The organism is Streptomyces sp. NPDC028308 (assembly GCF_055565855.1).
The window spans coordinates 201,912-220,727 of the sequence record NZ_JBVHTO010000007.1; the positions used below are offsets into that span (position 1 = coordinate 201,912).

Here is an 18,816-nt window from a genome sequence, read left to right on the forward strand (position 1 = left end):
TGCACTGGTCCGCCACGGCGGCGAACAGAGCCAGGCTCATGACACTTCATCATCAAGTCAAGGGTGCCTCGGCAACGGGCAGACGCCGGTGCCGACGTCCCAAGTGGGCGTCGGCACCGGCGTGTTGAGCTCTGTTCGCTTCCCGGACCGGGGCCCGGGTGTCAGCCGACGAGGTTGTCGGCCATCTCCTCGGTGAGGTTGGACTCCGTGCTCGGGATGCCCAGGTCCTGGGCGCGCTTGTCGGCCATGGCGAGCAGCCGGCGGATACGGCCCGCGACGGCGTCCTTGGTCAGCGGCGGGTCGGCGAGCGCGCCCAGCTCTTCAAGGGAGGCCTGCTTGTGCTCCATGCGCAGCCGGCCGGCGGCGGCGAGGTGCTCGGGGACCTCCTCGCCGAGGATCTCCAGGGCGCGCTGCACGCGGGCCCCGGCGGCTACGGCGGCGCGGGCCGAGCGGCGCAGGTTGGCGTCGTCGAAGTTGGCGAGCCGGTTGGCGGTGGCGCGGACCTCGCGGCGCATCCGCCGCTCCTCCCAGGCGAGCACCGACTCGTGGGCGCCCAGACGGGTGAGGAGCGCACCGATGGCGTCGCCGTCGCGGACGACCACGCGGTCCACGCCGCGGACCTCGCGGGCCTTCGCCGCGATGGACAGCCGCCGGGCCGCGCCGACCAGTGCCAGCGCCGCCTCCGGGCCCGGGCAGGTCACCTCCAGGGAGGAGGAGCGCCCCGGCTCGGTGAGGGAGCCGTGCGCGAGGAAGGCCCCGCGCCAGGCGGCCTCGGCATCGCAGGTGGCCCCCGAGACCACCTGCGGGGGCAGTCCGCGGATCGGCCTGCCGCGGCCGTCGACGAGTCCCGTCTGGCGGGCCAGCTGGTCGCCGCCCGCGACGACGCGCACGACGTAGCGCGAGCCGCGGCGCAGCCCGCCGGGCGCCATCACGATCAGTTCGGAACTGTGGCCGAAGATCTCCAGGATGTCCCGCTTCAGCCGGCGCGCCGCCATCGCGGTGTCCAGCTCCGCCTCGATCACAATCCGGCCGCTCACCAGGTGAAGGCCGCCCGCGAACCGCAGGATGGCGGAGACCTCCGCCTTTCTGCAGCACGTCCGGGTGACGGGAAGCCGGGAGATCTCATCCTTCACCGCTGCCGTCATCGCCATGGGCCGATCCTTCCATGCATCCGAAAAATACGGTCGTACGCGGCGGCCAACAGCTCCGGGTCGTGCCGCGGAGTGCCGTCGGTCCGGGCCACCGGCGCCAGCTCGACCGCGGCGCCGAACCGCTTGGCGGCGTCGGTCAGTGAGTCGCGGTCGGGCACGGCGGCCTCGTCGGCCAGCACCACGTCCAGGGCGAGTTTAGGGGCGTGTCGTCCCAAAACCTCCAAATGACGCTGCGGGGAGAAGCCATCGGTTTCTCCGGGCTGCGGCACGAGGTTCAGGGAGAGCACCCGGCGCGCCTTCGTCTGGATCAGCGCGTCGAGCAGGTCGGGCACCAGCAGGTGCGGGATCACGGAGGAGAACCAGGACCCCGGGCCGAGCACGACCCAGTCCGCGTCCAGGACCGCTTCCACGGCCTCCGGAACGGCGGGCGGGCCGTGCGGCACGACGTGCACGGACTGCACCTCGCCGGGCGTGAGGGCGACGGTGGCCTGGCCGCGGACGGTGTCGACGTCGTCGGGCCGGTCCGGGTCGTGGCCCCTGACCAGGGCCTGGAGCTCCAGGGGCACCGCCGACATGGGCAGCACGCGGCCCTGGGCGCCGAGCAGCCTGCCCACCAGGTCCAGGGCCTGGACGTGGTCGCCGAGCTGCTCCCACAGGGCGACGATCAGCAGGTTGCCGACCGCGTGCTCGTGCAGGTCGCCCTTGGACTGGAAGCGGTGCTGGATGACGCGGGCCCAGGTCTGGCCCCAGTCGTCGTCACCGCACAGCGCGGCCAGCGCCTTGCGCAGGTCGCCGGGCGGCAGGACGCCCAGCTCGTCGCGCAGGCGCCCGCTGGAGCCGCCGTCGTCGGCCACGGTGACGACGGCGGTGAGGTCGCCGGTGATCCGGCGCAGGGCGGCCAGGGAGGCGGACAGGCCCATGCCGCCGCCGAGGGCGACGACCTTGGGCTGGGCGCCGCGGCGGCGCGTCTTGCCGCCGCGGCGCTCCGGGACGGACCGGCGCAGCCTGCCCAGCCGCAGTGAACTTCCGGTCATTCGCGGCCCATGTCCCGGTGGACGACGACCGTCTCCACTCCCTCGGACGCCAGTCGGGCGGCGAGCTTCTCGGACGTGGCGACCGAGCGGTGCTTGCCGCCGGTGCAGCCGACCGCGATGGTCACGTAGCGCTTGCCCTCGCGCCGGTAGCCGGCGGCGATGAGCTGGAGCAGCTCGGTGTAGCGGTCGAGGAACTCCTTGGCACCGGGCTGGTTGAGGACGTAGGCCGCGACCTCCTCGTTCAGGCCGGTGAAGGGGCGCAGCTCCGGGACCCAGTGCGGGTTGGGCAGGAAGCGCATGTCCACGACCAGGTCGGCGTCGACCGGCAGGCCGTACTTGAAGCCGAAGGACATGACGGTCGCCCGCAGCTCGGGCTCCTCCTCGCCCGCGAACTGGGCGTCCATCTTGGCGCGCAGCTCGTGCACGTTCAGGCTGGAGGTGTCGATCACCAGGTCGGCGTCGCCGCGCAGCTCCCGCAGCAGTTCCCGCTCGGCGGCGATGCCGTCGACGATGCGTCCGTCGCCCTGGAGGGGGTGCGGGCGGCGCACGGACTCGAAGCGGCGCACCAGCGCCTCGTCCGAGGACTCCAGGAAGACGATGCGTCGGGTGACGTGCCGTGCCTCCAGGTCGGCGAGGGACTCGCGTAGATTGTCGAAGAAGCGCCGGCCGCGTACGTCGACGACGACCGCGATCCTCGCGACGTTGCCCTGGGAGCGGGCGCCGAGCTCCACCATGGTGGGGATCAGCGCGGGCGGCAGGTTGTCGACGACGAACCAGCCGAGGTCCTCCAGGCACTTGGCGGCCGTCGACCTCCCCGCTCCGGACATGCCGGAGATGATCACCAGCTCGGGGATGGCCGCCTCCGGGACCCCGGCCTTCTCGATGCCCGTACCCACCTGTGCTCCGTCTCCCCCGGTGCCCTGTTCCCCGCCCGCCGCGTCCTGGCCCGGCGTGCGCTCCGGGTTCTCCTCGCTCGTCTCCTTGTGCGTCTCCCGGCCCTGGGCCGGGCGTTCTTCCTCAGCGTGCCGTTCGGTCATGTCTCCTGCCCCCGTCGCTCGTCCGAGGCGCCCGCGGACACGGGCTCCCCCGAGGGACCCGCCGTCGTCCCGGGTTCCTCTTCTTCCATGATCTCTCCAGTCGCCGTGTTGACGGCGGGCGCGGCCGGAGCCGCCTGGGCGAAGGCCACGGCGATCGCCTCGGCCGTCTTGCGGCCTATGCCGGGGACTTCACAGATCTGGTCGATTGTCGCGGATCGCAGCTTTTTCACCGAACCGAAATGCTTGATCAACGCCTGCTTGCGGGTCTCGCCCAGGCCCGGCACGTCGTCCAGGGGGCTCGCCCGGAAGCGCTTGGCCCGCTTCGCACGCTGGTAGGTGATCGCGAAGCGATGGGCCTCGTCACGGACGCGCTGGAGGAGGTACAGCCCCTCGCTGGTGCGCGGCAGGACCACGGGGTCGTCCTCGCCGGGCACCCAGACCTCCTCCAGACGCTTGGCGAGGCCGCACACGGCGATGTCGTCGATGCCGAGCTCGTCCAGGGCCCGCGCGGCGGCCGCGACCTGGGGCCGGCCGCCGTCGACGACGATGAGCTGGGGCGGGTAGGCGAACCGCTTGGGGCGGCCGTCCTCCTCGGTGAGCTCGGCCGTGCCGTCGGCCCACTCCCCCGTCTTCTCCTTCTCGGCGAGGTAGCGCTTGAAGCGGCGGCTGATCACCTCGTGCATGGAGCGGACGTCGTCCTGCCCCTCGAAGCCCTTGATCTGGAAGCGCCGGTATTCGCTCTTGCGCGCGAGCCCGTCCTCGAAGACGACCATGGAGGCCACCACGTCGTCGCCCTGGAGGTGCGAGATGTCGTAGCACTCGATCCGCAGGGGCGCGCTGGCCAGGTCCAGGGCTTCGGCGATCTCCTCCAGGGCACGCGAGCGCGTGGTCAGGTCGGAGGCCCGCTTGGTCTTGTGCAGCACGAGGGACTGCTGCGCGTTGCGCTGCACGGTCTCCATGAGGGCCTTCTTGTCTCCGCGCTGGGGGATGCGCAGCGACACGTTCGACCCGCGGCGCGCGGTGAGCCACTCCTGGACCGACTCCACGAGGTCGGGCAGCGCCGGGACGAGAACCTCCTTGGGCACCGAGTCGCCGCTCTCCTCGCCGTACAACTGCTGGAGCGCGTGCTCGACGAGGTCACCCGTGGTGACCGCCTCCACCTTGTCGGTGACCCAGCCGCGCTGGCCGCGCACCCGGCCGCCGCGGACGTGGAAGATCTGCACGGCCGCCTCCAGCTCGTCCTCGGCGACGGCCATCAGGTCGGCGTCGGTCGCGTCGGCGAGCACGACCGCGTTCTTCTCCATGGCCTTCTTCAGGGCCCCGATGTCGTCGCGCAGGCGCGCCGCCCGCTCGTACTCCATCTCCTCGGCCGCGTCCACCATCTGCTGCTCCAGCCGGCGGATGTACGTCCCCGTACGGCCGGCCATGAAGTCGCAGAACTCCTCGGCGAGTTCACGGTGCTCCTCGGGGCTGACCCGGCCGACGCACGGGGCGGAGCACTTGCCGATGTAGCCGAGGAGGCAGGGGCGGCCGGTGCGGGCCGCGTTCTTGAAGACACCGGCGGAGCACGTGCGCACGGGGAAGACGCGCAGCAGCAGGTCGACCGTGTCGCGGATGGCCCACGCGTGCCCGTACGGCCCGAAGTAGCGCACGCCCTTGCGCTTCTGGCCGCGCATCACCTGGACGCGGGGGAACTCCTCGTTCATGGTCACCGCGAGGTACGGGTAGCTCTTGTCGTCGCGGTACTTGACGTTGAACCGGGGGTCGAACTCCTTGATCCAGGAGTACTCCAGCTGCAGCGCCTCGACCTCCGTGGACACCACGGTCCACTCCACGGACGCGGCCGTCGTGACCATCGTGCGGGTGCGCGGGTGGAGGTTCGCCAGGTCCTGGAAGTAACTGTTCAGGCGCTGGCGCAGGCTCTTCGCCTTTCCGACGTAGATCACCCGGCGGTGCTCGTCGCGGAATTTGTAGACCCCGGGGGTGTCCGGGATCTCTCCCGGCTTGGGGCGGTAGCTGGAGGGGTCGGCCATGTCTCACACCCTACTGGCGAGGGGTGACAGCGTGACGGGGTCCCGCCCCGCCTGTGGACAACCACCTGGCCGGGTCGGCCACGCCGGGCCGCACCGGCCCGCCTGGGACGACTCGCCCACCCCGGGACGGCGGCACTGCATGCCCCGACCGGCCCGACGAGACTCCCCCCGAGGCCTGGCACCACACGGGACACGATCAGCGGCGGCGCCGCCGCAGGGCCCACGTCACGCTCAGGGCGAGTGCCACGAGGGCACCCGCTCCGGCCAGCGCCGAGACGACCGCGACGGCCGGACCGACGTCATCCGTCTGGTTCCGTTTGTGAGTTTTACCCGGCTTGGCCGCTCCTCTCGCCGTACGCGTCACACCCACGCCGTGCGGGGCCGTGACGCGGTCGGCCCGGCGGGCGGAGACCGAGGAGATGGCGATGGCGGTCGGGGCCACGTGGACCGTCGGAAGGCGGGCGGGAGCGGCCCCCGGCGCGGGGGTTGCGGCGGGAGTACGGGCTGCGGGAGTACGGGAAGGGGTGGCCGGCACGACGGCTGTTGCGGAGGCACGTACTGGGGTAGCCGGCGCGGCGACCACCGTGGAGGCACGCACAGGGGCCGTCGGCTCGGCGGCCGCCGAAGCGCGCGTGGGGGCGGTCGGCACGGCGCAGAGGGCCGCCAGGACGATCACCGGGGCGACCGCGCGGGCGACCGGGGCGACGATGAGCCTGCTGCGGCGCATCGCGTTCCTCCCGAGTGGGGTTCGAGGGGCGGAGCGGAACGCGTCCGGACACTGCGGTTGAGCATCAGGTGTTGTCGGGACTTGGTCAACACGCTTCAATGCGGTGGAACTTGGGGCCGTGAACGACGCCGTACGGATGTGAACAATCCCCGCACGCCCACCAGGCGGTCCCCGGAACCCGCGCTGACGGTCTGACCAGCCGTTTGTGAACATTCACAGAAAGGCCCGCGTATGCGGCACGGCACAGAGCACGTGGACCTCGTCCCGGCCGAACTGGAGACGGCCCTGCGGGGCGGCCCCTTCCACATCGCACTGCGCGCCGCGATAGCCGCCCGCGGACTGCCGCTGCAACGCGTGCAGCACCACCTGTCGCGTTACGGCGTCAAGGTGGGCGTGACAAGCCTCAGTTACTGGCAGCAGGGGGCCCGGCGTCCACAGCGCCCGGAGTCACTGCGTGCCGTGCGCGCCCTGGAGGAGATCCTCCAACTGCCGGACGAGTCGCTGATCCGGCTACTCGCCAAGAGCGAGGAACTCCCGGGCTCGGACCGCCCGGCGAGCCGTTCCTACCGCGCCCTGGTGGAAGCGTCCGGAGTACTTGAACGCCTGCTCGACGAACTGGAGTCCCCACTCGACGGCGGCCTGCACACCATCGGCCACCACGAGCGGGTGCACATCGGCGCCCACCGCGAACTGCGGGGCCGCGAGTCGCAGCACATCGTCCGCGCCCACAAGGACGGCGTCGACCGCTATGTCGCCATCCACCACGGCGACCCGGGGTGCGCGCCCAACCGGATGGCCGTGCGCGCCCTGGAGAACTGCCGGACGGGCCGCGTGCGCTGGCACCACGACACCGGCGTGCTCGTGGCCGAGTTCCTCTTCGACACCCGGCTTCGCGCCGGCGACACGTTCCTGTTCCGCTACGGCTTCGACGACGGCACGGCGGGCGCGTCCAGCGAGTACCTGCGGGGGTTCAGCTTCGCCGGCGGGCAGTACGCGCTCCAGGTGCGCTTCGACGAACGGGCGCTGCCGGTGCGCTGCCACCGGTTCACCCAGCACTCGGCGGCGGCACCTCGCGGTGGCCGCCAGGAGCTGACGCTCAGCGGACAGCACCGCTCGGTGCACCTCGTGGAACAGCGCGTGCGGTCCGGCATCGTGGGGATCGCCTGGGACTGGGAGTAACGGCAGTCTGGGAGAAACGGCCAGCCGGGGAGCGGCGGCCTGGGAGTAGCGGCGTCAGGCCGGCGGGCCCGCGACGATCTTGCCGTCCCTCGCCTCGACGGACAGTTCGTGGAGCGGCTCGGTGGCGGGCGCGTGCAGCACCTTGCCGGTCCGCGCGTCGAACTCACTCCCGTGACAGGGACAGGTGAGGGTCGTCCCCGCCAGCTTGTTGATGGGACACCCGGCGTGCGTACAGATCGTGCTGTACGCCTTCAGCGAGCCGTCCTCGGCATGACTGACAACCACGTTGTGATCCCGGTACAGCTTGGCGCCCCCCTTGGGGACCTCACTCTCCGCACCCAGCTCCACGGGCGCGGTGGGCGTCGGCGGGACCGCACCGCCATCGGGCCCCGACGAACAGGCGGCCACTCCGAGTCCGGCGACCGGCACCACGGCGGCCCCTCGCAGAACGGTACGGCGGCTCGCGGACGGACGGCCGGGCATGAGGTCTCCCCTGGTCGGAGGCGTGTGAGGGGTCTGACGAACCGACGATACCGGCGTGGATCAGTCCGGGACGGGCGGGGTGGGGGGTGCGGTGGGGGCCGGTGGATGTGGCGGGACGGGTGGGGTGGATGGGACGGAGGGGGTGGGGTGGATGCGGCGGAGTGGATGGGGTGCGTAAACGCTTACGTAAACGCTTGCGTAAGCGTTTACCTCATTGGCCGGAGGCGCACTGCGATGCTGAGCCCCGGGTTCGGTCGGGCCGGGGAACGCCCTGGGACGGCGAGCCGCGCGCCCGGGGACGTAAACGCTTACGCGAGCGTTTACCTCAGCGTCAGGCCACATCTGCGGCGCCCCACCAGGGACTCAGGACGCAGGCGTAGGCAGAGACGTAAGCGCTTGCGTAAGCGCTTACGTCTCTCACCAAGCGCGCATCGCCGTCGCATCGCGCGCCGCACCTGAACCGCGGACGTAAACGCTTACGTAAGCGTTTACGTCCGCCTCGCCTTGCGGTAGGTTCCCGCCAGGACGGGCCTGAGAGCCCCTCCCGGAAGGGGAACGCCATGGCGACGATGGTGGACGTCGCACGACACGCGGGGGTGTCGATCGCGACCGTCTCGCACGTCCTGAACGACTCGCGGCCGGTACGCCCCGAGACTCGTCAGGCGGTGCTGGACGCCATCGAGGCGCTCGGGTACACGCCTAACACGCTGGCCCGTTCGCTGGTCACCGCGCGCACCCGTTCGATCGGGCTGGCGGTGTCGGCGATCAGCAACCCGTACTTCACGGAGATCCTGCAGGGGGTGGAGGCCGGCGCGCTGGAGCACGGTTACAGCCTGCTCATCGCCGACCCGCACGACGATCCCGAGCACGAGCAGAAGGTCGTGCGGCTCCTGCACGAGCGACGGGTCGACGGCCTGATCGTCGCCCCTTCCGCGGACCCGTCCGGGCTGCTGGGCTACCTGGGACGTCACAACGTGCCGACGGTGTTCCTCGACCGGCTGGTCGACAGCGGGGCCTCGGCGGTCGACAGCGGAACCTCCGCGAAGGGACCACGCGCCGGGAGCGCCAACGCCAACGTTGCCGAAGACGACGGGCTCGCGGCTCCCCGGTACCGCTTCGACCAGATCAGTGCCGCGAATGCCGAGCCCATGACGCAGTTGGTCGGGCATCTCACCGGACTCGGCCACAAGCGGATCGGACTGATCGCGGGCCTGCCAGGACTCAGCACCACGACCGAGCGGATCTTCGGCTACCGCCAAGGGCTCGCCGGCGCCGGCCTGCCGTACGACGAACGGCTCGTGGTGCACGGCGAATCGCAGACCCGGGCCGCCGAACAGGCCACCGGAGCCCTGCTCTCTCTCGCGGCGCCTCCCACGGCGCTGGTCACCGCCAACAACGCGATGACCATCGGGGCGTTGCGTGCCCTTCAGGACCTCGGACTGTCGGTACCGGACGACCTGGCGCTGTGCTGCTTCGACGACTTCGCCTGGGCCGACCTCTTCGCGCCCAGGCTGACCGCGGTCTCCCAGCCCAGCAAGGAGATCGGGGCCCAGGCCGTCCGGCTGCTGCTGGAGCGGCTGGCCTCGCCGGAGCGTCCGGGACGGACCGTGCGGCTGCCGTGCACGTTCGTCCACCGCGGCTCGTGCGGATGCCCGGAGGACACGGGGAGACGTACGCCTCGATCGCCGTCCGCCGGCTCCGACCCTTCAGGCCGGTCGGACCGCTCGGAGCGCTCGAACTCCCCGGACCGGTCGAACTCCCCTGATCGGTCGGAGCGCTCAGATCAGTCGAAGCGCTCGGGTAGGGCGAAGCGCGCAGGTCAGACGGACCAGTCCGACCCCTCAACCCAGTCGGACCGCATAGGCGGCCGTGTGAAAGGACCCCTGTCGTGATCGTCGTCGCCGGTGAGGCTCTGATCGACCTGGTCCCGCAGGGCGCGGGCGCGCTCGTGAGCCTGGTGCCCCGACGCGGTGGAGGTCCCTACAACACCGCGGTGGCCCTGGGCCGCCTCGGCTCCCCCACCGCCTTCTGCTCCCGCGTCTCGACCGACGTCTACGGTGACGCGCTGCTGGACGGTCTGCGCGAGGCGGACGTCGACGTGTCGTCGGTGCAGCGGGGTGCCGAGCCGACCACGCTGGCCCTCGCCTCGGTCGGCGCGGACGGTTCGGCCGCGTACTCCTTCTACGTCGAGGGCACGGCCGACCGCCTGTTCGCGGAGCCCGAGCGCCTTCCAGACGGCACGACCGCGGTGTCCTTCGGCACCTGCTCGCTCGTCCTCGAACCGGGGGCGAGCGCGTACGAGACGCTGATGAGGACCGCCGCCGCGGACGGTGTGTTCACCGCCCTCGATCCGAACATCCGGGCGGTGCTGATCCCCGACGCGGACGCCTACCGCGCCCGGTTCAAGAGCTGGCTGCCGTCGGTCTCGCTGCTCAAGCTGTCCGCTGAGGACGCCGAGTGGCTCGGCGGCACCCCGGCCGAGTGGCTGGCCTCGGGCCCCACCGCTGTCGTGGTCACGCGAGGCGGGGACGGTCTGACCGTGTTCACCCGCGACGGCTCGGTGCACTCCGTGCCCGGTGAGCCGGTCACCGTCGTGGACACGATCGGCGCCGGTGACACGGTGAACGCGGCGCTGTTGCACGGCCTCGCCGTCCGCGACGCCCTGTCACCGGCGGCTCTGGCCGGCCTGGGCCCCGACGGCTGGACGGAGCTGCTGACCTTCGCCGCCCGCGCGGCGGCGATCACCTGCTCACGCGAGGGCGCGGAACCGCCGTACGCCTCCGAACTGGGCGGCGACCTGTAGGCCGCGCGCTGACGAAGGCGAGCAGGCCCGCCGACGTGCCCGGATGATCACCGCGCCCGACCGCGGAAACGCGCGGCGCCCCACGGGAGGTTCCCGTGGGGCGCCGCGTTTCTGCCGGTGTCGGGCGAGGGCGTCGCGCGCCCGGCCCGTCAGGCCTTGCGGGCCCGCGTGGTCTTCTTTGCGGGGGCCGCCTTCGTGGCCGTCTTCTTGGCGGGCGCCTTCTCCGCCGCGGTCTTCTTCGCCGCGGCAGCCGTCTTCTTCGCGGCCGTGCCGACGGCCTTGGTGGCCGTCTTCCGTGCCGTCGCCCCCGCCGCCACCGTCTTCCTGGCGGCCTTGCGCGGTGCCTTGACCGAGCTGCCGTCGCTGATCCGCTCGGCGCCGAGGATCTCGCGCAGGAACTTGCCGGTGTGGCTGGTCGAGACCCCGGCGACCTGCTCGGGCGTGCCCTCGGCGATGACCAGGCCACCGCCGCTGCCGCCCTCGGGGCCCATGTCGATGACCCAGTCGGCGGTCTTGACGACGTCGAGGTTGTGCTCGATGACGATGACCGTGTTGCCCTTGTCGACCAGACCCGAGAGGACCTTGATCAGCTTGCTGATGTCCTCGAAGTGCAGACCGGTGGTCGGCTCGTCGAGCACGTACACCGTGCGTCCCGTGGACCGCTTCTGCAGCTCGCTCGCGAGCTTGACGCGCTGGGCCTCGCCGCCGGACAGCGTCGGCGCGGACTGGCCGAGGCGCACGTAGCCGAGACCGACGTCGTGGAGCGTCCTGAGGTGGCGGGAGATCGCGGGGACGGCCTCGAAGAAGTCCAGGGCCTCCTCGATCGGCATGTCGAGGACCTCGGCGATGGACTTGCCCTTGTAGTGGACGTCCAGGGTCTCCCGGTTGTAGCGCGCCCCGTGGCAGACCTCGCAGGGGACGTACACGTCCGGCAGGAAGTTCATCTCGATCTTGATCGTGCCGTCACCGGAGCAGTTCTCGCAGCGGCCGCCCTTGACGTTGAAGGAGAAGCGGCCGGGGAGGTAGCCCCGGACCTTCGCCTCGGTCGTCTCGGCGAACAGCCTGCGGACGTGGTCGAAGACTCCGGTGTACGTCGCCGGGTTGGACCGGGGCGTCCGGCCGATGGGCGACTGGTCGACGTGCACGACCTTGTCGACGAGGTCGTCGCCCTCCACGCGCGTGTGCCGGCCGGGCACGTTCCGTGCGCCGTTCAGCTCGCGGGCGAGGTGCGTGTAGAGGATGTCGTTGACCAGGGTCGACTTTCCGGAGCCCGAGACGCCCGTGACGGCGGTGAGCACGCCGAGCGGGAAGGACACGTCGATGTCCTGGAGGTTGTTCTCCCGGGCGCCGTGCACCGTGAGGCTGCGGCTCGGGTCGGTGGGGCGCCGGATGTCCGGGAGCTGGATCTCCCGCTTGCCCGACAGGTACTGCCCGGTGACCGAGTCGTCGTTGGCGAGGAGTTCCTTGAGGGAACCGCTGTGCACGACCTTGCCGCCGTGCTCGCCCGCGCCGGGGCCGATGTCCACGACCCAGTCCGCGACCTTGATGGTGTCCTCGTCGTGCTCGACGACGATCAGCGTGTTGCCCATGTCGCGCAGGCGGACCAGGGTCTCGATCAGGCGGTGGTTGTCCCGCTGGTGCAGGCCGATGGACGGCTCGTCCAGGACGTACAGGACGCCCACGAGACCGGAGCCGATCTGCGTCGCCAGGCGGATGCGCTGGGCCTCGCCGCCGGAGAGGGTGCCGGCCGCGCGGTTCAGCGAGAGGTAGTCCAGGCCGACGTCGACCAGGAAGCGCAGCCGTTCGTTGACCTCCTTCAGGACGCGCTCGGCGATCTTCTTGTCGCGGGCGTTCAGCTTGAGCTTGCCGAGGAAGTCCGCGCAGTCGCTGATGGACATCGCGGACACCTCCGCGATGGACTTCTCCATGACCGTGACGGCGAGGACGATCGGCTTGAGGCGCGTGCCCTGACAGGTGGGGCAGGGCACCTCGCGCATGTAGCCCTCGAAGCGCTCGCGGCTCGCGTCGCTCTCGGCCTCGCTGTGCCGCCGCTTGACGAACGGCACGGCGCCCTCGAAGGGCGTGGTGTAGACCCGCTCGCGCCCGTACCTGTTGCGGTAGCGGACCTCGATCTGGGTCTTGTGCCCGTACAGCAGGGCCTTCCTGGCGCGCTGCGGGAGACCGGCGAAGGGGATGTCGGTCCGGAATCCGAGGGCGTCCGCGAGGGCTCCGACGAGACGGCCGAAGTAGTCCTTGGTGTGCCCGTGCGACCAGGGGTGGATGGCGCCCTCGTCGAGGGACTTGTCCTCGTCCGGGACGATCAGCTCGGGGTCGACCTCCATGCGCGTACCGATACCGGTGCACTCGGGGCAGGCGCCGAAGGGCGAGTTGAAGGAGAAGGAGCGGGGCTCCAGCTCCTCGAAGGACAGGTCGTCGTACGGGCAGTACAGGTGCTCCGAGTACATGCGCTCGCGCTCGGGGTCGTCGGCGGGGAGGTCGACGAAGTCGAGGACGACCATGCCGCCGGAGAGCCCGAGGGCGGTCTCCACGGAGTCCGTGAGGCGGCGCTTGGCGCCGTCCTTCACCGTGAGGCGGTCGACGACCACCTCGATGGTGTGCTTCTCCTGCTTCTTGAGCGTGGGCGGCTCGGTGAGCTGGATCGTCTCGCCGTCCACCCGGGCACGGCTGTACCCCTTGGTCTGGAGATCGGCGAAGAGGTCGACGAACTCGCCCTTGCGCTCGCGCACCAGCGGCGAGAGCACCTGGAAGCGGCTGCCCTCCGGCAGCTCCAGGACCTTGTCGACGATGGCCTGCGGCGACTGGCGGGAGATCGGGCGGCCGCACTCGGGACAGTGCGGCTTGCCGATGCGCGCGAAGAGCAGACGCAGGTAGTCGTAGACCTCGGTGATGGTGCCGACCGTCGAGCGCGGGTTGCGCGAGGTCGACTTCTGGTCGATGGAGACAGCCGGGGAGAGACCCTCGATGAAGTCGACGTCCGGCTTGTCCATCTGGCCGAGGAACTGCCGGGCGTACGACGAGAGCGACTCGACGTACCGCCGCTGGCCCTCGGCGAAGATCGTGTCGAAGGCGAGGGAGGACTTGCCCGATCCCGACAGGCCCGTGAAGACGATGAGCGAGTCGCGCGGGAGGTCGAGCGAGACATTCTTCAGATTGTGCTCGCGCGCTCCACGGACGATGAGACGGTCGGCCACGCCGGTCCGCACCTTTCTTGAGAGAAGTGACAGGGGCGAGGCCCCGTCTTTTTCAGACTAGGGGGAGCCACTGACAACGCCGGGTCGGTTCCCATGGTTGGTAACAATCCCGGGCTCTCCAGCATGCCCGACGCCACCGACGACCATATAGCACGTGCATTCGATTAGCGGCGATGGTCCGGCACCTTCACCCGAACGTGTGGCGCAGCTATCGTCGGGGCCATGAACGATCATGTGCGCGACCTGGCGTCTGTACGTGACGCGACCGAACGGCTGCTCAGCGCAGCCGCCCGACTGGACAACGCCGCAGTGACCGAGTCGTCACGGCTGCCCGGCTGGAGCCGCGGCCATGTCCTCGCCCATCTCGCCCGCAACGCCGACGCGCTCGTGAACGTCCTCGGCGGACGCCCCATGTACGTCTCCGCGGAAGCGCGGGACGCGGACATCGAGCGTGACGCGCCGCGTCCCCTCGCCGAGCAGCTCACGGACGTGCGGGACAGCGCGGCCCGCTTCCAGGAGACCGGCGCGGCGCCCGCGGACTGGTCCCGCACGGTGGAGCTGCGCAACGGCGTCACGGACTCGGCGTCCCGGGTGCCGTTCCGCCGGTGGGCCGAGGTCGAGCTGCACCACGTTGACCTCGGCGTCGGGTACGAGCTCGAAGATCTTCCGGAGGAGTTCACGGAGCGGGAGATCGAGTTCCTCGCCGACCGCTTCGCCGGGCGTCCCGACGTGCCCGCCACGCGTCTCACGGACTCCACGCGCGCGTGGAGCACGGGACGCGGCCGGGAGGGCACCCCGGAGGTCACGGTGACGGGTCCCGCGCCCGCTCTCCTCGGCTGGCTTTCGGGGCGCCGCGACGGCTCCGGGCTGACGGTCGACGGTGGCCCGCTCCCGGCCCTCCCCCCGCTATAGGCTGCCTTCATGACGTACAGCGGAGCGGTGAAGGTCGGCGGGCCCGCCGAGGTGCACGAGCTGTCGGACCTGATGATCTCCAAGGTCGCGGTCGGCCCCATGGACAACAACGCCTATCTGCTGCGCTGCCGGGCCACCGGCGAGCAGCTGCTGATCGACGCGGCGAACGACGCTTCGACGCTGCTCACGCTGATCGGTGACGACGGCATCGCGTCCGTCGTCACCACCCACCAGCACGGCGACCACTGGCAGGCGCTCGCGGAGGTCGTGGCGGCCACCGGCGCGCGCACCTACGCGGGCCGGGACGACGCCGAGGGCATCCCCGTGCCGACCGGCGTCCTCGTGGACGACGGCGACACCATCCGGGTGGGGCGCGTGGAACTCACCGCACGCCACCTGGTGGGTCACACGCCCGGTTCGATCGCCCTCGTCTACGACGATCCGCACGGGCACGCACATGTGTTCACCGGGGACTGTCTCTTCCCCGGGGGTGTGGGCAACACACGTAAGGACCCGAAGGCCTTCGCCAGCCTGATCCACGACGTGGAGACGAAGATCTTCGCCCCGCTGTCGGACGAGACCTGGGTCTACCCGGGACACGGCAACGACACGACGCTGGGTGCCGAGCGTCCCCACCTGCCGGAGTGGCGCGCCCGGGGCTGGTGAGCCGTCCCGGGGCGGCCAGTCGCCTCCGCGACCTCGGCAGCCGGGAAAGAGAGCTCGTCCGGTCCCTCGCGCGCGCCGGCTGGTGGCCTCAGGCGTCAGGTGTCCTCGCGCGTCCGATGACCTCGGGCATCGGGTGACATCAGGCGTCGGGTGACATCGGGTGTCGGGTGATCCGGGCGCCAGTCGACCTCATAAGTTCCCGCGCGCCCCGTGTGAAGCAAACGCACGAGCCGGTGGTACTCACGCGCTCCCGGCGCGCGCAGTGGTGCAGTCCACTGGAGACTGCCCGCACAGGATGACGGCTTCTGCGCGGACGGGCCGCCGGCCTTTCGATTCCCGCCCTGGGCCGGCGGCCCCGGCCCCGTCCCCGAAAGCCCGGCCGCCGACCGTGAACACCCTGTGCCGGGAGCGCGTTCACAGGACTGCAACACCCGTTCCCACGATGCGGACAATTCCTGTCGTGACCTGGACAGACAGGTCGTCGCGCTGTCACTCTCCCGCCATGCATCTCGCCCAACGCGCCCTGCGCCGCGCCGCGTCCGCCGCCACCGTCGCCCTGCTCTCCGTCGCCGTGGCCTGCGCGCCGCAGCCGGAGGAGAAGACCGGCGACAAGGCCACCGGAAGCGCCTCGAAGACGTGCGCGAAGGCCGAGTTGAGCACCGAGACCGCCGGGAAGCTGACGGTCGCGACCGACGAACCGGCCTACGAGCCCTGGTTCAAGGACGGCAAGCCGGCGAACGGCGAGGGCTTCGAGTCGGCGGTCGCGTACGCCGTCGCGCGGCAGCTCGGCTTCGCCGAGGGCGACGTCGTCTGGCAGACGGTTCCCTTCAACAAGGCCTTCGCGCCCGGCGAGAAGACCTTCGACTTCGACATCAACCAGGTGTCGATCAGTGCCGAGCGCAGGAAGGCCGTGGACTTCTCGTCCGGCTACTACGACGTCCGCCAGGCCGTCATCGCGCTCAAGGGGTCCAAGGCCGCGAAGGCGAAGAGCCTCGCGGACCTCAAGGGCGTGAAGCTGGGCGCGCAGGTCGGCACCACCAGCCTGGACTACATCGACGACGTGGTGAAGCCGGCCCGTCAGCCCGCCGCGTACGCGAAGAACGACCAGGCCAAGTCGGCGCTCAAGAACGGCCAGGTCGACGCCATCGTCACCGACCTGCCGACCGCGTTCTACATCACGGCGGCCGAGGTGACGGACGCGAAGATCGTCGGTCAGTTCGAGAACCAGGGCGGTACACCGGAGCAGTTCGGGCTGGTCCTCGACAAGGGCAGCGCGCTGACCTCGTGCGTGACGGGCGCCGTCGACGCCCTCCGCGAGGACGGCACGCTGGCGCGGATCGAGAAGCAGTGGCTGTCCGACGCCGTCGACGCCCCGGTCCTCAAGTGACGCTCACGAAGGAGGAGTCCGGCGAGGGCTCCGGCAAGGACCCCGGCGAGGAGGGCACACGGGACCGCTACGTACCCTCCCGGCGGCGCGTCGAGCGGGAGCGCCACAAGCGCGCCCGTGCCCGCCGCGCGACGGCGATCGCCGCTCTCTCCACCCTCGTCACCGCCGCCGTCCTGTACTTCGTGGTCGTCAGCGCCCCCGGGTGGCCGCGCACCAAGGAGACCTTCTTCGACGCTCGGTACGCGCGCGAGGCGCTCCCCAAGGTCCTCGAAGGGCTGTGGCTCAACGTCCGGCTGCTGCTGGTCTGCGGCGCGGCGGTCCTCGTGCTCGGCATGCTGATCGCGATCGCCCGCACCCTGCGCGGCCCGGTGTTCTTCCCGCTGCGCGCGCTGGCCGCCGCCTACACGGACTTCTTCCGCGGTCTGCCGCTGATCATCAACCTGATGATCGTGGTCCTTGGCGTCCCCGCGCTGGGCCTCCAGGGCGTGACGGTGGACCCGGTGCTGCTGGGCGGCACGGCGCTCACGCTGACGTACTCGGCGTACGTGGCCGAGGTGTTCCGCGCCGGCATCGAGTCCGTCCATCCCTCGCAGCGCGCGGCGGCCCGCTCGCTCGGTCTCACCAACCGGCAGGCGCTGCGGTACGTGGTGCTGCCCCAGGCGGTACGCCGCCAGGTGCCGCCCCTGCTGAACGACCTGGTGTCCCTCCAGAAGGACACCGGTCTCGTGTCGATCGGGGGTGCGGTGGACGCGGTGCGGGCCGCCGACATCATCGTGGGCCGCAGCCTCAACTACACGCCGTACATCGTCGCCGGCCTGGTGTTCGTCGCGCTGACCATCCCCATGACCCGCCTCACGGACTGGGTGACGGCACGGATGGACCGCCGGCGGGCGCAGGGAGGAACCCTGTGAGCAACTCCCCCGTCCTGCGCATGGAGTCCGTCCGCAAGACCTTCGGCGAGTCCGTCGTCCTGCGCGACGTCGACCTGGAGGTCGCCCCGCACACGGTGACCGCGCTGATCGGCGCCTCGGGTTCCGGCAAGTCGACCCTGCTGCGCTGCGCGAACCTGCTGGAGGAGATCGACGACGGCGCGATCTGGCTGGACGACGAGGAGATCACCGACCCGCGTGCCGACCAGGACGCGGTGCGCCGCCGGATCGGCGTGGTCTTCCAGGCGTACAACCTGTTCCCGCACATGACCGTCCTGGAGAACATCACCCTCGCCCCGCGGCGCGTGCACGGCGTGAGCCGGTCGCGGGCCGAGGAGCACGCCCGTGAGCTGCTCGACCGGCTGGGGCTCGGCGCGAAGGCGGACGAGTACCCGGACCGGCTGAGCGGCGGCCAGCAGCAGCGGGCCGCGATCGTCCGCGCGCTGGCCGTGCGCCCCCGGCTGCTGCTCCTCGACGAGATCACCGCCGCCCTCGACCCGGAACTGGTCGGGGAAGTCCTCGCCGTCGTGCGGGACTTGAAGGACGAGGGCATGACCATGGTGCTGGCCACGCACGAGATGGGCTTCGCCCGCGAGGTCGCCGACCAGGTGTGCTTCCTCGACGGCGGTGTGATCCTCGAACGCGGCACGGCCGACGAGGTGTTCGGCGGCCCGCGGCAGGAACGGACCCGGCAGTTCCTGCGGCGCATCGTGGAGGCCGGCCGGCTCTGAGCTCCGCTGTTCCGCCTCTGGTCACGTGGTCGGCCGCCGCGTGCCGGACCGCCCGCGGTCAGGCCTCCGCGCGGCCCGTTCCCGCCAGCGCCGCGATCCGCTCCACCGCGAACGCGTACCCCTGCACGCCGCATCCCGCGATCACGCCGTCGGCGCGCAGCGAGACGTACGAGTGGTGCCGGAACTCCTCGCGCTGGTGGATGTTGGAGATGTGGACCTCCACCACCGGCAGTCCGTCACAGGTGTTGAGCGCGTCCAGGAGCGCGACGGAGGTGTGCGAGTAGGCGGCCGGGTTGATCACGATGCCGCAGTGGCTCAGGCGGGCCTCGTGGATCCAGTCCACCAGCTCGCCCTCGTGGTTGGACTGGCGGAAGTCCACCGTGCCGCCGTGCGCGGACGCCGCCTTGGCGCACAGGGCCTCGACGTCGGCGAGGGTGTCGGAGCCGTAGATCTCCGGCTGGCGCTGCCCGAGGAGGTTCAGGTTGGGCCCGTTGAGGATCATGATCGGGGCGTGGGCGAGAGTGCGGGGCAC

16 protein-coding genes are annotated in these 18,816 nt (G+C 71.1%); 8 read left to right on the forward strand and 8 right to left on the reverse strand.

The features are described from left to right. Positions 1–161 precede the first annotated feature (161 nt). The 5 genes from whiA to ACZ4VA_RS17735 form a co-directional block, all read right to left on the reverse strand. A complete protein-coding gene (whiA, locus tag ACZ4VA_RS17715; RefSeq protein ID WP_121403682.1) occupies positions 162–1,151 on the reverse strand; it encodes a DNA-binding protein WhiA in 990 nt (329 codons plus the stop codon). Beyond that, on the reverse strand, positions 1,142–2,185 hold the full coding sequence (locus tag ACZ4VA_RS17720; RefSeq protein ID WP_356239057.1) for a gluconeogenesis factor YvcK family protein: 1,044 nt from the start codon (positions 2,183–2,185) through the stop codon (positions 1,142–1,144). Before ACZ4VA_RS17720 ends, whiA begins: the two co-directional genes overlap by 10 nt. Continuing rightward, a complete protein-coding gene (gene rapZ, locus ACZ4VA_RS17725; RefSeq protein ID WP_355784741.1) occupies positions 2,182–3,222 on the reverse strand; it encodes an RNase adapter RapZ in 1,041 nt (346 codons plus the stop codon). The genes ACZ4VA_RS17720 and rapZ overlap by 4 nt, the downstream gene beginning before the upstream one ends. Then, a complete protein-coding gene (gene uvrC, locus ACZ4VA_RS17730; RefSeq protein WP_356169284.1) occupies positions 3,219–5,255 on the reverse strand; it encodes an excinuclease ABC subunit UvrC in 2,037 nt (678 codons plus the stop codon). Before uvrC ends, rapZ begins: the two co-directional genes overlap by 4 nt. 196 nt (positions 5,256–5,451) lie before the next feature. Then, entirely contained in the window at positions 5,452–5,982 is a 531-nt protein-coding gene (locus ACZ4VA_RS17735) for a hypothetical protein (RefSeq protein ID WP_468081953.1), read from the reverse strand. Between the two features lie 231 nt (positions 5,983–6,213). Here ACZ4VA_RS17735 and ACZ4VA_RS17740 point away from each other — a divergent pair, with 231 nt between their 5' ends. Next, positions 6,214–7,161 (forward strand): hypothetical protein, encoded by a 948-nt coding sequence (locus tag ACZ4VA_RS17740; RefSeq protein WP_356169281.1) that lies wholly within the window; start codon positions 6,214–6,216, stop codon positions 7,159–7,161. Positions 7,162–7,215: 54 nt separating this feature from the next. Here ACZ4VA_RS17740 and ACZ4VA_RS17745 read toward each other — a convergent pair whose 3' ends face one another. Further along, a complete protein-coding gene (locus ACZ4VA_RS17745; protein ID WP_356169278.1) occupies positions 7,216–7,644 on the reverse strand; it encodes a Rieske (2Fe-2S) protein in 429 nt (142 codons plus the stop codon). A 560-nt stretch (positions 7,645–8,204) separates the two neighbouring features. On the opposite strand from ACZ4VA_RS17745, the gene ACZ4VA_RS17750 reads away from it, so the two are divergent. Together ACZ4VA_RS17750 and ACZ4VA_RS17755 are read left to right on the forward strand one after the other, a co-directional pair. Then, on the forward strand, positions 8,205–9,536 hold the full coding sequence (locus ACZ4VA_RS17750) for a LacI family DNA-binding transcriptional regulator (protein WP_468081955.1): 1,332 nt from the start codon (positions 8,205–8,207) through the stop codon (positions 9,534–9,536). Beyond that, entirely contained in the window at positions 9,533–10,447 is a 915-nt protein-coding gene (locus ACZ4VA_RS17755; protein WP_356239047.1) for a carbohydrate kinase family protein, read from the forward strand. The genes ACZ4VA_RS17750 and ACZ4VA_RS17755 overlap by 4 nt, the downstream gene beginning before the upstream one ends. Positions 10,448–10,596: 149 nt before the next feature. Here the strand turns inward: ACZ4VA_RS17755 and uvrA are convergent, their stop codons facing one another. Further along, complete coding sequence (gene uvrA, locus ACZ4VA_RS17760) at positions 10,597–13,659, reverse strand: excinuclease ABC subunit UvrA (RefSeq protein ID WP_356239045.1); 3,063 nt, start codon at positions 13,657–13,659, stop codon at positions 10,597–10,599. A gap of 222 nt (positions 13,660–13,881) precedes the next feature. On the opposite strand from uvrA, the gene ACZ4VA_RS17765 reads away from it, so the two are divergent. From ACZ4VA_RS17765 to ACZ4VA_RS17785, 5 genes are all read left to right on the forward strand, one after another. Beyond that, a complete protein-coding gene (locus tag ACZ4VA_RS17765) occupies positions 13,882–14,571 on the forward strand; it encodes a maleylpyruvate isomerase family mycothiol-dependent enzyme (protein ID WP_389390668.1) in 690 nt (229 codons plus the stop codon). A 9-nt stretch (positions 14,572–14,580) separates the two neighbouring features. Beyond that, complete coding sequence (locus ACZ4VA_RS17770; RefSeq protein ID WP_355780730.1) at positions 14,581–15,237, forward strand: MBL fold metallo-hydrolase; 657 nt, start codon at positions 14,581–14,583, stop codon at positions 15,235–15,237. 502 nt (positions 15,238–15,739) lie between these two features. Further along, a complete protein-coding gene (locus ACZ4VA_RS17775; protein ID WP_356239036.1) occupies positions 15,740–16,624 on the forward strand; it encodes an ABC transporter substrate-binding protein in 885 nt (294 codons plus the stop codon). Further along, positions 16,621–17,535, forward strand: a complete 915-nt coding sequence (locus tag ACZ4VA_RS17780) for an amino acid ABC transporter permease (protein WP_468081958.1) — start codon at positions 16,621–16,623, stop codon at positions 17,533–17,535. The genes ACZ4VA_RS17775 and ACZ4VA_RS17780 overlap by 4 nt, the downstream gene beginning before the upstream one ends. 20 nt (positions 17,536–17,555) lie before the next feature. Further along, positions 17,556–18,284: an amino acid ABC transporter ATP-binding protein gene (locus ACZ4VA_RS17785; protein WP_355780752.1), complete on the forward strand. Its 729-nt coding sequence runs from the start codon at positions 17,556–17,558 to the stop codon at positions 18,282–18,284. A 58-nt stretch (positions 18,285–18,342) separates the two neighbouring features. On the opposite strand, the gene aroQ is transcribed toward ACZ4VA_RS17785, so the two are convergent. Continuing rightward, complete coding sequence (gene aroQ, locus ACZ4VA_RS17790) at positions 18,343–18,816, reverse strand: type II 3-dehydroquinate dehydratase (protein ID WP_356239030.1); 474 nt, start codon at positions 18,814–18,816, stop codon at positions 18,343–18,345.